This is a genomic window from Vibrio sp. 10N.247.311.12 (assembly GCF_041467515.1).
Lineage (GTDB): Bacteria > Pseudomonadota > Gammaproteobacteria > Enterobacterales > Vibrionaceae > Vibrio > Vibrio crassostreae_C.
The window spans coordinates 23,638-39,395 of record NZ_JBFSUV010000001.1 but is presented as its reverse complement, the minus strand read 5'-3'; the positions used below and the strand labels follow the sequence as shown (position 1 = coordinate 39,395).

The 15,758-nt window shown below is 42.6% G+C and carries 14 protein-coding genes; all 14 read right to left on the bottom strand.

Annotated elements, in window-relative coordinates:
- Entirely contained in the window at positions 1 to 489 is a 489-nt protein-coding gene (mreD, locus tag AB6E30_RS00145; protein ID WP_017061361.1) for a rod shape-determining protein MreD, read from the bottom strand.
- Positions 479 to 1,366, bottom strand: a complete 888-nt coding sequence (gene mreC, locus AB6E30_RS00140) for a rod shape-determining protein MreC (RefSeq protein ID WP_004735927.1) — start codon at positions 1,364 to 1,366, stop codon at positions 479 to 481. Before mreC ends, mreD begins: the two co-directional genes overlap by 11 nt.
- Before the next feature lie 94 nt (positions 1,367 to 1,460).
- Positions 1,461 to 2,504 carry a rod shape-determining protein gene (locus AB6E30_RS00135; protein WP_136979369.1) on the bottom strand — a complete coding sequence of 348 codons (1,044 nt, stop codon included), beginning with the start codon at positions 2,502 to 2,504 and terminating at the stop codon, positions 1,461 to 1,463.
- A gap of 147 nt (positions 2,505 to 2,651) precedes the next feature.
- Complete coding sequence (locus AB6E30_RS00130) at positions 2,652 to 7,589, bottom strand: DUF6701 domain-containing protein (protein ID WP_372102345.1); 4,938 nt, start codon at positions 7,587 to 7,589, stop codon at positions 2,652 to 2,654.
- A 2-nt stretch (positions 7,590 to 7,591) separates the two neighbouring features.
- Positions 7,592 to 8,020: an MSHA biogenesis protein MshP gene (locus AB6E30_RS00125; RefSeq protein ID WP_372102343.1), complete on the bottom strand. Its 429-nt coding sequence runs from the start codon at positions 8,018 to 8,020 to the stop codon at positions 7,592 to 7,594.
- On the bottom strand, positions 8,010 to 8,756 hold the full coding sequence (locus AB6E30_RS00120; RefSeq protein WP_102398236.1) for a prepilin-type N-terminal cleavage/methylation domain-containing protein: 747 nt from the start codon (positions 8,754 to 8,756) through the stop codon (positions 8,010 to 8,012). Before AB6E30_RS00120 ends, AB6E30_RS00125 begins: the two co-directional genes overlap by 11 nt.
- Positions 8,756 to 9,325 (bottom strand): prepilin-type N-terminal cleavage/methylation domain-containing protein, encoded by a 570-nt coding sequence (locus tag AB6E30_RS00115; protein WP_372102341.1) that lies wholly within the window; start codon positions 9,323 to 9,325, stop codon positions 8,756 to 8,758. Before AB6E30_RS00115 ends, AB6E30_RS00120 begins: the two co-directional genes overlap by 1 nt.
- Positions 9,322 to 9,840: a prepilin-type N-terminal cleavage/methylation domain-containing protein gene (locus AB6E30_RS00110; RefSeq protein ID WP_372102339.1), complete on the bottom strand. Its 519-nt coding sequence runs from the start codon at positions 9,838 to 9,840 to the stop codon at positions 9,322 to 9,324. The genes AB6E30_RS00115 and AB6E30_RS00110 overlap by 4 nt, the downstream gene beginning before the upstream one ends.
- 143 nt (positions 9,841 to 9,983) lie before the next feature.
- On the bottom strand, positions 9,984 to 10,481 hold the full coding sequence (locus AB6E30_RS00105; protein ID WP_372102338.1) for a type II secretion system protein: 498 nt from the start codon (positions 10,479 to 10,481) through the stop codon (positions 9,984 to 9,986).
- A 35-nt stretch (positions 10,482 to 10,516) separates the two neighbouring features.
- Positions 10,517 to 11,092, bottom strand: coding sequence for a prepilin-type N-terminal cleavage/methylation domain-containing protein (locus AB6E30_RS00100; RefSeq protein ID WP_017068729.1), 576 nt, complete (start codon positions 11,090 to 11,092; stop codon positions 10,517 to 10,519).
- 79 nt (positions 11,093 to 11,171) lie between these two features.
- A complete protein-coding gene (locus tag AB6E30_RS00095; protein WP_372102336.1) occupies positions 11,172 to 11,627 on the bottom strand; it encodes an MSHA biogenesis protein MshF in 456 nt (151 codons plus the stop codon).
- Between the two features lie 3 nt (positions 11,628 to 11,630).
- Positions 11,631 to 12,854 (bottom strand): type II secretion system F family protein, encoded by a 1,224-nt coding sequence (locus tag AB6E30_RS00090; protein WP_017061351.1) that lies wholly within the window; start codon positions 12,852 to 12,854, stop codon positions 11,631 to 11,633.
- Between the two features lie 12 nt (positions 12,855 to 12,866).
- On the bottom strand, positions 12,867 to 14,591 hold the full coding sequence (locus AB6E30_RS00085) for a GspE/PulE family protein (protein ID WP_017061350.1): 1,725 nt from the start codon (positions 14,589 to 14,591) through the stop codon (positions 12,867 to 12,869).
- Complete coding sequence (locus AB6E30_RS00080) at positions 14,581 to 15,756, bottom strand: tetratricopeptide repeat protein (RefSeq protein ID WP_372102334.1); 1,176 nt, start codon at positions 15,754 to 15,756, stop codon at positions 14,581 to 14,583. The genes AB6E30_RS00085 and AB6E30_RS00080 overlap by 11 nt, the downstream gene beginning before the upstream one ends.
- Positions 15,757 to 15,758 lie beyond the last annotated feature (2 nt).

Here is a 15,758-nt window from a genome sequence, read left to right as displayed (position 1 = left end):
CTACCTCACATGCCAATGGCGACGCACGCGTCTCATTAATAAAAACATCCAAGGCCAAAGTATACAGTTTATCAATGCGCTCCATAACGATAACGGATTGAAAACAACATCTTGGATCAAATATTCACCAAAAAAGATCAACACCTCAAACAAGACCGTTAACGCGGCAATGATCATCGCTTGCTGCCATAACGCCATGTTACGAATGACGAGGAAGTTCATCGCAATAATGTACATCACTATTGCCATCATCATGCCTCGAATACCCAGAGTAGAGCCGATCAAAAGGTCCCACAATAAGCCTAAAATCAAAGCACTACCCACGTTAACACGATGCGGTAGAGCCAAAACCCAGTAACACGTAACCAGCAGTAACCAAGATGGTCTAAATAAATCTAAGCTACCAGGCCAAGGGATCGTCTGCAGAATCAGTGCTATTAAAAATGAGCAGAAAATTACTACCTTGCTTCTCAAAACGCTATTGGCCATCTTCGCCCTCTAACAATGCTTGTTCTATGCTCGATTGATCCGCTTGCATCTGTTTGTTTTCATCAGGCCATACAAGCAGCAGGTATCTGAGCTTATCGAACTCAACCACAGGCTCAGCTTTAATCACAGCGAACTCACGTTTCGGGTCGTAATCAACGGCCGTAACATAGGCGACTGGATAACCTTCTGGATATACCCCACCAAGACCTGATGTCACCAACAGATCTTCTTCTTGTATATCGGTACTGGTTGGAATGTGCTCTAGCTGGATCTCATCAATCATGCCATTGCCCGAAGCAATCACACGGATGTCATTACGAATAACCTGAACAGGAATCGCATTGTTTGCATCAGTGAGTAGTAATACACGACTATTATGAGCAGCAACGAAAGTGACTTGGCCGACAATGCCTTTTTCGTTGATCACCGGCTGACCTTCATACACCCCATCAATCTGACCTTTGTCGATCACGACTTGATGGCGATATGGTGAAGTGTCTACCGCCATAACTTCTGTGACGACTTTCTTCTCATCACGGATAAACGGCGAGCCTAACAGCTTACGAAGGCGCTTGTTTTCTTCTTGATATTGCTCAAGCAGAATCAGCTCGCTCTTCAGACGCAAGACTTCTCGTTTAATATTATGGTTAGATTCAATTAACCCTTTGCGAGTGCTAAAACGGTCGTAAACACCATCGAACATAGTGCGAGGCAAGTTGGCTGCATATTGAATAGGCGCAACCATGCTGTTTAATAGATAGCGAACATTTGAGAAAGCATCTAAACGACTATCAGCCAGCATAAGGCTGGCTGATAAAATTACAGCAAAAAACAGGCGCAATTGTAGAGAGGGACCTCTACCAAAAATTGGCTTCATTCTATATTTGGTCCTAGAGCTACATTTGATCCTATAGACAAGGTCCTAGGCTCTTTACATAAAACTAGATAAGAAAAGAGCCTAACACTAAATATTATTCTTCGCTGAACAGATCGCCGCCGTGCATGTCGATCATCTCTAGAGCTTTACCGCCACCTAGAGCAACACACGTTAATGGCTCTTCTGCCACAACAACAGGGATACCCGTTTCTTCTGTTAGTAGACGATCAATATCTTTAAGCAGTGCACCACCACCCGTTAGTACCATACCGTTTTCTGAAATATCAGAAGCCAGCTCTGGTGGACACTGTTCTAGTGCAACCATGACTGCAGATACAATACCTGATAGCGGTTCTTGAAGCGCTTCTAGGATTTCGTTTGAGTTTAGGCTAAAGCTACGAGGAACACCTTCAGCAAGGTTACGACCGCGAACTTCGATCTCATTGACTTCATCACCAGGGTAAGCTGAACCGATTTCGTGTTTGATCTTTTCTGCCGTTGCTTCACCGATCAAGCTGCCGTAGTTACGACGAACGTAGTTGATGATCGCTTCATCAAAACGGTCACCACCAATGCGAACAGAAGACGAGTAAACCACACCGTTCAGTGAGATAACCGCAACTTCAGTAGTACCACCACCGATATCAACAACCATTGAACCTGTTGGCTCAGAGACACGTAGGCCAGCACCAATCGCAGCAGCCATAGGCTCATCGATTAGGTAAACCTCACGAGCACCAGCACCTAACGCTGATTCACGGATAGCACGACGCTCAACCTGTGTTGAACCACAAGGTACACAAACCAAAACACGAGGACTTGGTTTAAGCACACTGTTGTCATGCACTTGTTTGATGAAGTGCTGAAGCATTTTTTCCGTTACGTAAAAGTCGGCAATTACACCGTCTTTCATTGGACGGATCGCTGAGATGTTACCAGGCGTACGACCAAGCATTTGCTTAGCAGCGTGGCCAACAGCAGCGACACTCTTTGCAGAACCCGCACGATCTTGGCGAATAGCTACAACTGAAGGCTCATCAAGAACAATGCCTTGGCCTTTTACATAAATAAGGGTATTGGCTGTACCTAAATCAATCGATAGGTCGTTTGAAAACATGCCACGAAGTTTTTTAAACATATTCTTCGCTCATCCTGCAAGAATTAGAAGACAAAAATTGCACTAAATGTACCAATGCCTTGCTGTTACGGCAAGGCATTGAAGTGCAAACATGGACTGAAACCCGCAATTTCTTACAGATTCCTAACTTAAGGGGCAAAAATTATATTATTGCTGACCTGTTAAGCCACTTTCACCTCGGTAGATCACACGATCGTTACCACGGTAGATACCGAATGTGACGACGGTGGAGGGATCTTCATCGCCTAAGCCTCTCCAGTTATACTGTAGCCAAGGTTGAGTTCCCTTACTTCCAAAACAAGTAGCTCCACTTGGTGAACTACCCTGCCTTAAAAACAACCTGACTTGCTCACGACGACTAGTATCTTGCTTAGCAATAAGGTTACTTGATACCCCCTTCAATACTGAGACAATATCATCACTTCCATTATCATCTGTATCGCTAGTTAATTTGGCATCTGTAACCTCTGAATCATGCCAAATTTTAGTTACACAGTAATCACTACCATTAAACTGGCTTCCACTGTCATCTGAATTAATCTCAAATTTACTTCCAGACCAATACTGAACTTCTAATGGAACTTGGATACTACTACCTTGATTACCTCCTACATCTTTGAGAGACATCCTTCCATATCTAAAATCCGGTTGAGCATTAAACTTTGTACCATTGGTATAATCTGTATTAGTATTGTCTAAGTCTAGAAATTGTAAATCTACACCATCAACTTTATCACTGACCCACACCCCAAATTCACTAGTAGTGCCATCGTACGGGCCATCTTCACTAGCTAACCTTAAGAATTCATAATCAAAATTTTCAATTGTTAAACGATCCGAAGACCAATCATCTTCTCCCCAACTAATGTGGTCCGCATCCTTTTCTCCTGATAACCAAACCCTTGTATTTAAAACTGCACCATCTTCTTCGTTTATCGCTACATGCTTAATCGATGCCTTTAATGAATCCGCAAATAGACCATAGTTAGTCACTGGTTCGTTATCTCGATTGCGGGCTTCAACGATAAAATTGAAAGAAATACCCTGTGCCATATAAGCAAAACTATCGTGACCGCTAGAATAGTTCCAACTGTTACTAATAAGTGTTAAGTAATCAGGATAAAAACGACCTATATTCTTGTTTCCAGAAAATCCGCCAAGAATCTTGCCATAAAAGCTGCTCGAGTCTTCGGTCACTTCAAAGTTTATACTACCAACTTCTGAATAATTTAAACTTTTGAATTTATAACCATTATCATCAAGACTAATATCGGAACTAGACTGAGTCAATTGGCTACCAGGCTCTAAGCTACCAAGCACTGCACCATTATTGCTAGGAGTATCCAGAGTATGAGTTGCAACGACAGCACCAGAGGACAGCAAATAGTTTTGTGTTACTAAGCTATTGTTACACGAAGGGTTAGCGTTACTCGAGAATCTAATTGGTTTAGCAAACACGTCAAACTCTTCCCCCGCAGCAACAAACGCATTCCCACCACTGCTGTTACCATCAGAATTGCTGCCTGTACAAATTGCAAATTTCCAAGGTCGAGAGTAGATCGAGAAACTTCCCTCTACATCGTAACTCCCATCCTCGGGGCAACCTGCGAAACCTGTACAATCAAAACTGCTGTCTTTTAAAGTGACATTGAAAAGGCCTGATTCAGAAATAGTTAAGTCTGTTGAGGCGATGCCTTTTTTGAACTCAGGTAAGTAAGTCAGCGAACCATCGGAGCCACTCCAAGAGCTATCAAGCTCATGAGTAATAGTAACTTCATCACCAGCTTCACCTGCATAATTTTCAGCAACAACAATTGAGCCCCCTAGGTCGCAGGCTAAAACTTTAGTTACCGTAGGAGTAGCTTGCCCCGCAATAACGTCAAGACGATTTGTTGGACTATTGCCATCCACTAAAGAGAATTTAAATGGTACAAACTTGAACTGGCTTTCTACCCCTTTGCCAGAATCATCGACTAATATCGCGGTTAGCTTATAACTTGTATCAAAATCAATGCTGCTCGTACTTTGGGCTGTGACTTGTATAGTCAACTCGCCATCATTATTAGAAATATAATTAGGGTAAGTACCTGAACCTTTTAGCAAAGAAACGTCGAATTCATCAGCGTCAGGCGTAATACCTACGGTAACACCTAGGCTTTCCCCCACACCATTGTTAGAGGTATTAATAGTAAATTGAGGGGAATCGTCGCCACACATCAAAGCTAAGTCCGTCGCGGGAGAAATTTCAATGTCATAATCATCACTAGGAACTATACAACTTGTCTCCGCGTGAATTAGAGCATCTGATGACATATTTATAGCTTGCGCTGATACGGCACCATAAAGTCTAGCTGTACCACTCATGTCTACCTTTTGCTCACTGTACAATAAGCCAGTAAAAGTTGTCTTATTACCAGAACCGCTGCTATTTAAGCTTACTTGATTCGTGCCATTTTCTAATACGTTAACTCTAAAGTGTGTGTCACTTGCAAGTACAGGCTTATCACCGCTCCAACTAACAATGGGGATACCCGCGTAACTACCATTATTGACTGATAGTTTTTTGGTAAAAATGGTGACTGTATCGCCACTCTTTACACGCAACTCACCAGTACCATTGATATTTAGTGTGCCAATTTTATATTTACCGGATTCAATTTCGACCACAGCACCAGTACCAATTGAAATACTGTCATACTCGTAGATTTTCACCCCACCAACAGTGATAGGCAAGGTAGTAATGTTATGTGTGTAAGGAATATCCAGTGAATTACCAAGATTATCAGGCACGTCTTCCAGCGCTTCTTTATCGATAAGCAAATCATCTAAGCCATAACACTGCTGCCCCTCACAAGCGACACCTGTTCTATCATGGGTATTGGAATCTAAAAAGCCCACATAACGATTCCCGTTATCTCTAAGCGCGCCTACTATTTTAGGAGAACCATTAATTTCTAAGCTCCCGTTCGACCCTTTCCAAGTTTGGGCCGGGCTCTTATCATTAAACCCTTCACAAATGCCTATTTCATTAGGTCGGTCAAACATGAAAAAGCCCACATCTTCCGCAATATGAGACCTTTCACTGTCCTTGTCCATATCCTCTTCAACAATAAAATAAACTTTATCTTTTGTAATATCACAACGACGAACCCAGCCGCCATTATTACCACTGCGAGAGTTTTTATTGGCAACTAATATAGGAGGAGCATCAAAGCCCGCATCAGCTATCGAAGTAAATTCTTCACAGCCGATCTCTATTGGAGAAATAACTTTTTCACTCAGCGTAGTCGTAACTCTTGTTTCAGCATTACCAAGAAAAAAGCGCGCACCTTGAATAAATCCGGACCCTTCACCTGCCACAAAAGCGACATTCTCATTTTCTGATATTGAATTATTATTAATGACTTCCGACTTCTCTAATGCTAAAGAGAAGCTTTCAACTCCAACATTTCGAGCCATACCAGTAAACCAAGCCGATGTATTATTTTTTTCTTGCGGTTGAACTAAAACACCAGGCTTAAAGTTAAATGAATCTAAGCCATAATCCTCATAACGGATAAGATCTGCATTATTTCTTTCAGAAGAGACTTGAGAGGCAGCAGTGTTTGTATTAACAAGACCTGCAACAATTTGGCTTTCACCATTATTTAAAGAAATGACGCCCTCTTCGATAACAAAGTAATCAATATAATTACTACTTTTTAAAGGGTCCCCTTGCCCACTCATAGGGGCGTCTAGATAAGTAATATTGTTTGTCTTCTTCTTAGCACTTGGTGCTATTTCTTGAACTATTGTCGCAGATTGCCAAGTTGTATTGATTACAGACGCTGTAGAAGGAAGTTCTGTTGTCCCATTACTTCTAACGGACAAGCTTGCATCAATAGTAGGCATAACAAACACGAGCGGCTTAGGTTTTGCTATGTCATAAGTGTTATTAAAATTCAGTGTACAAGTCACGACTTGCTTGTTGTCTGGCCCTGGAGATGAGATCGTGCAATTGTTATCCGTAAGAGTACCAAATTCAAATTGAGGATTTTGGTTGATTGGCGGATCTATCGAACCACATGCGTCTTCAGGATCAGTTCTATAGAGGCAGGTGCCATGAACTACACTTCTATCACTATCTTCATAATCACGAAAATATATCGTAGACCAATTATTATTGGCAGCTGTAGCATTTCCGTAAATAACAGCCCCATTATCAAGCTCAATATTATGGTTAGCACTACTAATATTACCGTCAATCTCTGAATCAGAGATATTTAACTTACCTTGAGCGGAAACATCGCCACCAACTTCGGCATCATTTAATACGAATATTTCGTTATTACTGCGGTTAGTGACATTGCCGCTAACTTCAGAATTATCAATGGTTATTGTTGAACCACCGTCTACATAGCCTCCTATCTCAGAATCGTTTAGTACTGAAATATCGTTGGTGCTGCGATTAGAAACATTTCCAACAACCTCTGAGGCATCAACTTTTATTGTGGTACCACCATCGACATACCCACCAACTTCAGAGTCATTTAGTATAGATATGCCATTATTTCCGCGATTATAAACGTCGCCAATAACATCTGAACCATCGATCGTTATCGTGGTTCCTGCATCAACATATTCACCAATCACACTGCTATAAATACTAATATTATGATTTGTTGTATTTTTCACATATTTGTCAACAGTGGAGTTTTTTATAGATATAGCGTAGGGAACATAAATAGACCCTTTAAGCACGACTGAATCAAGAGTCGTATCCCCCCCCCAATTATTCGATTGTAATTCAACATAACCCGATGTTGGTTCGATGGTCGTAGATTTTATATCGTAGCCGCTATAAGCATTAATAACAGAGCCTCCATCTAGAGAAACAACTGCATTATCAGCTTTAAACTGACCTTCACATAGATACACTCTAGGGTTGTTAGAGGTTGAATGATTACCAGTACATAATTGTCCGAAATCATTGGAGTTATTCAGATCATAAGGGGTTGAATATGCAGGGGTGGTCATAAAAAAAAGAAGGAGCAGTAAACCAATTCTTAAATTTAGTCCCAGATTATTACTTTCACTCATAACCATAACTACTCCCTCACCCAAACTTCTTGAATTCGTTGCACTTGGTTAATACCTGACCCGCAAATGGCAGTAGATTCAATCTTAAAAAAACCAACATCATCTAAAATTCCGATCGGAGTACAAGTTAACTCTTCAACTGTACAGATAGTCGACATCCCACTGCTCACTTGATTTGAATTTAAGTTACCACACGCTGCACTAACACTTGTTGAAACCGCGGGAGATACAGTCAAAGGGTACACTTGAGTAAGTGCCCACTCATTCGCAGAATGCGCTAGCAACCAAGCCTGTGTCCCAAGTTGCTTACGGGTCAATGTATCGTGATTTGACCATTGGACTTGCACTAGAGAAGTCGCGAGGAAGCCCATCACCACGATAACAAATACCGCGACGACCAAAACACTCCCTTGTTGAGATGATTTACTATGGCGCATTGAGTACCTGCACATCTTGTTGATAAACACTGATTTCGTTGTTTTGCTCAAGCACAAGTTCGATATGAATCACACCACCGCGCTGTAAGCTTGGCTCTTCGTAACGGAAGTTACTTTTTGTATAGTTAACGCTATCTGTGACCCTTACGCCATTACGCTCAATGACACCTTGTCCTTCGATAGTATTGTTCACTATACAGAAGCTGACATGATTGTTTTTTTCATAAATATAGTGTCGTTTTGCAATAGACTCACTCACAAGACTCAAAGCTGTAACACTGAAAGAGTTGGTATTCTGAACTGCACCCGAGACGTCAATTCGTTTATTGGACTCCACTGCCAAATCATTAAAACTACTTGGATTTATAATAAGATAATCTCCTACAGAGAGACTTGGGGCATCTTGACCAACAATGAAGTCCAATTGATTGCCTGGTTCATCGAAGTGATAAAAACCGGAATATTTGATCGAATAGAATGAAAGACACTTTCTATCAAAAGCAAGTGTAGGTAAAAAAGTCTGAACTTCAGTGAAGCTATTGGGAACTGCGTGGCTTATCTCTCGCGACATTTTCTCAACAACAAACTGCCCTTTTACTTGCACCTTTTGTCTATCGATAGTGTCGACATAACCTTTCATGCCATATTCAACAAAGCCTGCAATCGCTAGGCCAATGACGGCAACCACAACAATGGTTACGATCATTTCTATCAAAGTAAAACCACGTTGTTTCATTAGTAGTTCCCCTTGTAAGCAACCAAGCTATAACGGTTGTTACCACCAAATATCTGTAACTCAACTCGCTTCATCGTTCCAATTACATTGTCGTTAAGCCCGTCCATGTCTTCGTCATAAAACACCAAGACCTCAACACGGAAATTGGCATAACTGTCTTCGATATTTTCATCTAGGATATTAGCAAGTGGGTACTTAATAGGTGATACACATGCTGATTCAGTGGTATCGGTGTACCAGCATCCAATATAATCATCGACATCATTAAAAGCAGCGGGCGCAGTCTCTGCCCCATCCACTCCCAGTTCATTAGGGGCAGAACAAGCCGTCGCACCAGCATCCCCACAACGCACCAGACCACCATCAAAATCACTGTGTTCATCAAAGCCGCGAGCTAAAATTTGATTCATCAAACTCTGGCCTAAGGCCACGGAACGGTTTTGATATTGTGGGTCTGCTGAACTTGCCACTTGTGGTGCTAAAAAACTACTAATCGTCACCATCGCAATACCCAGTACGATAATCACAACAATACTTTCAATCAGAGTAAAACCACGTGAGCGAATCATAGACACGCCCCTTCACTCACATAACCTTGAGAATTGATACACACACTGGCTTGGTTTTGCGCTGAGGTAATCAAGATGCTCACACCACTACTGGCGGTATCAAGCGGGTTACCGAGAAGATCAAACGTAATTTGTGACACTGAAGGTGTAGTACTAAACGAGACTTGATCAGCTACAACTAAATCGCTCCGAGAGTTAGGGTCACTAGCACTGCAACCTCTTGAACTACCAATACAACTAGCATTGATAGTTATGCGGCTGCGCAGACAAAGTTTTTGAAGATCAAGGTTACTCGTATCGTTACAGTAATTGTATAAGTTGGGGATATTGGTTTGAATGCGATTCACTTGAACCTGACGAATCACCGAGATAATTTGCTCTTGCGCAGTAAAAGTAGAAAAGCTAGATGTACCGACGAAGCGACTTGCGGCAAAGGTGGAAACAATACCGAGGATAATGATAACGATGATCAGCTCTACCAGAGTAAAGCCTTTGGGTGGGGGGCTGTTATCCATAATAAGTCTCTAACTGCCTAGCGAATACTGATTATACAAGATAACGAAACTAACGATCTTATGTATATGAATAGTTTTGATATTTATGTGCATTGGATAGAAAAAAGGCCAGCAGGAGCTGGCCTTAGAAACAATTTAATCAATTAGTTCGCTGGATCTGCACACTGTGTTGCATTTTCTACAACGCCAATTACAGGTTCACCACCAGTAGTGCCAACTTCTGTATAAATTACACAATCATTAGTGTAGTTTTCAATACCAAAGAAAACTGAACGGTTTGGAGATGCTCCAGTTGTACTTTTGAAGATAAAATCGCTACCTGAATCAATAGCACCAACACCTTGCACAATAGTCATAATTGCATTTGATGTAGCTTCTGGGTAACCATTAATTGTATTAACGTCATTATTGCCAGCACCCGCACTAACAGCACCAGAAGTAGACTCTAATCCTGCAATAGCTGCTTTACCATAAATGATACCTGATGCACCTTGCATAGCACCAGCTAGACCTTCAAGAGTTGCATTTTTCGCATCATCTTGCAGGTTTAGGAAACGTGGTGCCGCAGTTACAGCAAGAATACCTAGAATAACAATTACAACCACTAGTTCGATTAGGGTGAAACCGCCTTGTCTTTTCATAGTTAAGCTCTCTCTATGTTTAATTTTACGCAGACTTACTGCAAAGTTACGGTCACACGACCAGTTTTAATTTCGTAAACAAATTCATGTTCTGTACTACCTTCTAATTGAACGTAAGTACAGGTTGCATCACCTGAATTCGCTTGCGCTGAATATTTGTAATTTGAGTCATTAGCGACATCTGAAACCGCACCTACTTTAGGTGGATTTTGCAGCAAGTTTTCCATCAACTCAGAACATGTTTCATCTGAAATATCTTGTGGCGCAGTGCTCGAATTGTTGTTCAGAGTCCACGGATAGCCATCTCTAAAATCGGTATCGACGTTGTTACTGTTCTTTGATCTTGTTAACCAAAAATCAACACCATCATAATTTACAGTATTGTATGTTTCAACACCTATCTTCTCTGATGGCCTTGCTTCTGCTTCCCACTGCGCTCTCGCCGACAAAACTGCTGTCGCAAAACCGCCAGCAACACCTTCAATACTTGATTTCTTGGCTTCATCTGTCACATCTAAGAAGCGGGGTAAAGCCGCCACTGCCAATAAACCAACGACAACAATTACGATGACTAATTCGACAAGGGAGAAACCCTTTTGATTTTTAAGCATTTTCTACCTACTCATCTAATTACTAACGCGCATTATACATTTGCACACGTATAAAACCATAAAAAAACTGTCAATATTTTCACAAAGCCAAAATATTGGCTTTTACACTAAACCTTTCTCTTTCAAGTAATATATCTACCTGATATTTATCAGAATAATGATAACTACAGTGAAAGTGTATGTTATCACTTTTATCTTCAACACTTGGAGAGCTTAGCCCTAAAATGCTCCCTTGAGGATATAATTGATCCAGCCAATAATTACAGTCTCGCTCCGTACCTTGGATAGGCATTACCCACCCAGTTCTGCTGTAGATCTTTGGGGGTTCCGAGCCTTCTTCTTGCCCAGCACCCGATAACAAATACTGCTGTTTGAACAAATTGGCTTGCTCTAAAATCCGCTTGCTCGCGACGATAAATGCCGTGTTAGTCGCTTCTTCTTCTACCGTTTTAAATGCCGAAAGCACACCGACAATAAGAAAAAGAATAACCACAGTCCAAATAACAAAACGTGAGCGTTGTAGGTTATTTAGCATTCCCTAGCCTTTGATTGCATCCAACATTCCCCACATCGGCAAGAATATACCTAGCGCCAAAATCAGCACCATGCCCGCAACAATGGTTAACAAAATGGGTTCAATTCTGGCGGTCAAAGTTTTCAGATCGTAATCGACTTCGCGGTCATAAAAATCAGCCACTTCAAGTAATAGCTCATCAATACGACCCGTCTCTTCACCGACGGAGATCATTTGTATCACGAGCGGTGTGAAAATTTCGCTGTTAATCGCGGTCGACGAAACCGTACTACCGGCTTCAATGGCCGATTTCATGGCTTGAACTCGCAACTCTAGAAAACGGTTATCTAAAGCTTCCGCCGAAAGCGCTAGCGACTGGTTCAGTGGAACACCCGCTTTAAGCATCAAAGCAAAAGTACGCGAGAAGCGTGACAACAGTGCTCGATTCACTACCCCGCCAATGACCGGCATTTTTAAGCGTAATCGATCCCACTTTTCCAAGCCTTTGTCTGTCTTCACCCAAGCTTTAAAAGCGAAGATAAGACCAAAGATCACTCCAAGCATTAAGCCCCAGTAATTCACAAAGAACTCAGACATACCAATCAAGATACGAGTAGGCAGCGGCAAGTCGACACCAAAGCGCGCAAACATGCTTGAGAACTGTGGAATAACCTTGATGTTAAGAATGAACATTGCAATCAAGATAAAACTGATCACGAATGTTGGGTAACGCATCGCAGTCTTAATTCGTTTGCGAGTCTCAACTTCTTGTTCGTAATATCCAGCTAATTGCAGTAAAGCCTGATCTAGACGGCCTGTGTTTTCACCAACGCCAATCATCGAGACAAACAACGGACTGAATACCTTTGGGTGCATCTGCATTGACGCCGCTAAGCCGCGACCATTGGTTAGCTCAGCAACCACCTCTTCCAAGGCGGCTTTCAGCTGCTTATTTTCGCAGTTTTGAGTGAGGCCTTTCATCGATCTTAATAGTGGTACACCCGCTTTGGTTAGGCTGTATAACTGTCGACAAAACAGAACCAACACCTCTAACGGTACACTCGGAAAGAACAGACTCGATACATCCATATCTAAGACTGAACCACCACTTTTGCCCAGTTTGATAGAGGTTGGAATGATCCCTTTACTCATCAAGCTTTCAGCAGCAAGATCTTCGTTATTCGCGTCTAATTGCCCACTTACTTGACTACCATCAGAGCTGCGACCTACATAACGATACGTTGGCATATCATTCTACCCCTACAGATAAATTGGGTCAGTGGCACCGGACGCATCACCTTCGCCAAGATGCATTATCTCATCAAGACTCACGACACCTTGCAGAGCCAATTCCATCGCAGAAGCCAATAACGGTTTATAGTTTTCAGACTGTCTCGCCTTTTGAGCAAAACCTACCGCATCATTAGCTCTCAGTGCATCCATCATGTTTTGCTCTAGCTCCAACATTTCAAATACACCAATTCGCCCGCGGTAACCGGTTAAGTTACAGTTCTGGCAACCACGGCCTTTCATAAACGGCACACCTACTTGGTTAGGGAAACGGACGCTCAGCCATTGCTTGCGAGGTTCATCTAACTCATCCTCAACCTTACAATCTGTACACACTTTACGAACTAATCGCTGTGCGACTACTGCTCGAACAGCGCTCGCGACCAAGTAACCCGGAGCACCCATATCCATCATACGCAACGCGCTGTCTACCGCATCATTGGTATGTAACGTACTTAATACTAAGTGGCCGGTCAGTGCAGCTCTCAAGCCTATCTCAACGGTTTCGTGGTCACGCATCTCACCGATAAGAATAATATCGGGATCCTGACGTAGAAAGGTTCTCAAGATAGTAGAGAAATCGAGATTGATCTTAGGGTTTACCTGAACTTGATTCACACGAGGTAGGCGGTATTCCACCGGGTCTTCCGCAGTAATGATCTTTTTACCCGGTTCGTTTAATTCACTTAACGCGCCGTATAAGGTTGTTGTTTTACCTGAGCCGGTTGGGCCGGTAACCAAAATCATGCCATGTGGACGGCGCAATTGTTGACGCAGACGAACCAACAGATCACTCGGTATGCCCGACTCTTCTAGTTTACGTAGGCCTGCTGACTGGTTAAGAAGACGCATAACCACTGATTCACCGTGCTGTACTGGCATGGTCGACATACGAATATCAACCGACTGACCTTTAGCTCGGATATTAAATCGGCCGTCTTGAGGAAGACGTTTCTCTGAAATATCGAGGTTTGCCATCAGCTTCAAGCGCAGTACAAGTGCTGAAGCAATATTCACTTCATTCAGCAATGTTTCATGCAGCACACCATCAATACGCTGACGAAGACGCAATACGTTTGAATCTGGCTCGATATGGATATCCGAAGCACCAACCTGAATAGCATCTTCAAATAGTGAGTTGATCAGCTTAACGACGGTAACTTCATCACTGTCTTCTTCAGCGATATCGAAATCAAAAGCATCATTAACTTGGTGTTCAGCGTGAAGTTGCTCAGCAAACGAGGCAATCTCTTTGGTTCTTCGATAATAGCGATCGAAGCCATCAACCAATTGCCTTTCTTGAGCAACAACGAATTCAAGCGCGTAATCGCCGAGCTGACCAAGCAAAGACTCTTGGGCAAACAGATCGGCTGGGTCACTCATCGCAACACGTAACGTATCGCCTTGGCGTCCAATAACCAATGCACGAAGGCGACGAGCATGTACTTCGGGTAAAAGCTGTACTGCTTCAACATCGACAACGGCTCGGCTTAAATCAATAAGAGGAATCGCTAACTGCTGCGACAAAAAGCTCAGCATTTGCTGTTCTGACAAGAAGCCAAGCTCAATTAGCGCATCACCGAGCTTACGCCCAGTACTTTTCTGAGCGGCCAGTGCTTGTTCAACTTGAGCCTCAGTGATAATGCCTTCTTCGACAAGCAAATCACCAAGTCTTTTTCTTAATCTAATTTGCATCGCCGCTCTCCTCTAAAGCATTGAGTATTTTTAACCGGTCACGCACAAAGCTTTGTGATTGAGATGAGATACCGACTCTAGTCAACGCACCTTGATATGATTGTTTTGCTGCAGCGAAGTCTAACTGGCGTTCTTGCTGAATCGCTAAGCCCAACCACCAGCGAGCGTTATCTGAATCGACTTCAACCAACTTTTGATAACTCTCGAGTGCGATTTCTTCTTGCTGTGATTTTTGGCTCAACGCCGCACGCATTGCTAGATACTCTTGAGTTGGATGCGGAGGCATGTGTACTAAAGGGCTCAGCGCCGCTTCTGATTGATTCGCTTTAACCAGCAGTTTAGATAACCCTAATCGCAATTTTTCACTGTTGATGTTGAGCTTGATACCAGACTGATAAAGCTCATAGGCTTTGCGAGTATCGCCTTTACCAAAATAGAGAATCGCAAGTTTCTGGCGGACATCTTCATTTCGTGGCGTGTAGCGTAGAGCTTCAGTGTAGCCCTTCAACGCACCAGTAAGATCGTTCGCATCAAGCGCTTTCTGAGCTCGACCTTGTGCATTCACAGATAGCTGTTCCGGAGTTAACTCAACCTGTTCGATCAACATTCCGCTATTTTCTGAATCACCAGAGGCTACAGGCTCATTAGAGATAGACGCAGGGGCTTTTTTTGCCACACTAGCAACGTAAATCGGTTGGGGAATTTCAGTCTTAGTCGTTTCAGGCACGCTTAGAGCTTTAGCCGGTGTTTGTTGTTTTGTCGCTTTTGGGGCAGACATAACAACTGATTCGGAAACACTAGGCTTAGATTGAGCGCTTTTTGCCATCGCAGTGTTTTCTGTTGAAAGGATCGCAGAGTCTAGTGTCACCAATTTCTTAGTTGGCGATGAGATAGGTTGAGCAACTTCCTGAATGTCATTTGAATCATCAACGACAGAGACTTGAACCTGTAAATCTCGAGTTGAGATTGACTGCTCAACAATAGACTGATCAATCACAGGGCCTTGCGATATCGCCCAGCCGCCCATCGCTAAACTCAAAGTAAAACCCGCAACAACCCAAACTAGGGGGGAACGCGTTTTTACTTTAGGTACGACTGCCGCTTCAATCGAAGTCGCTGATTTTTTCTTTGCCAATTCAGACAAGGCGTTGTTAATGACGCTCATAA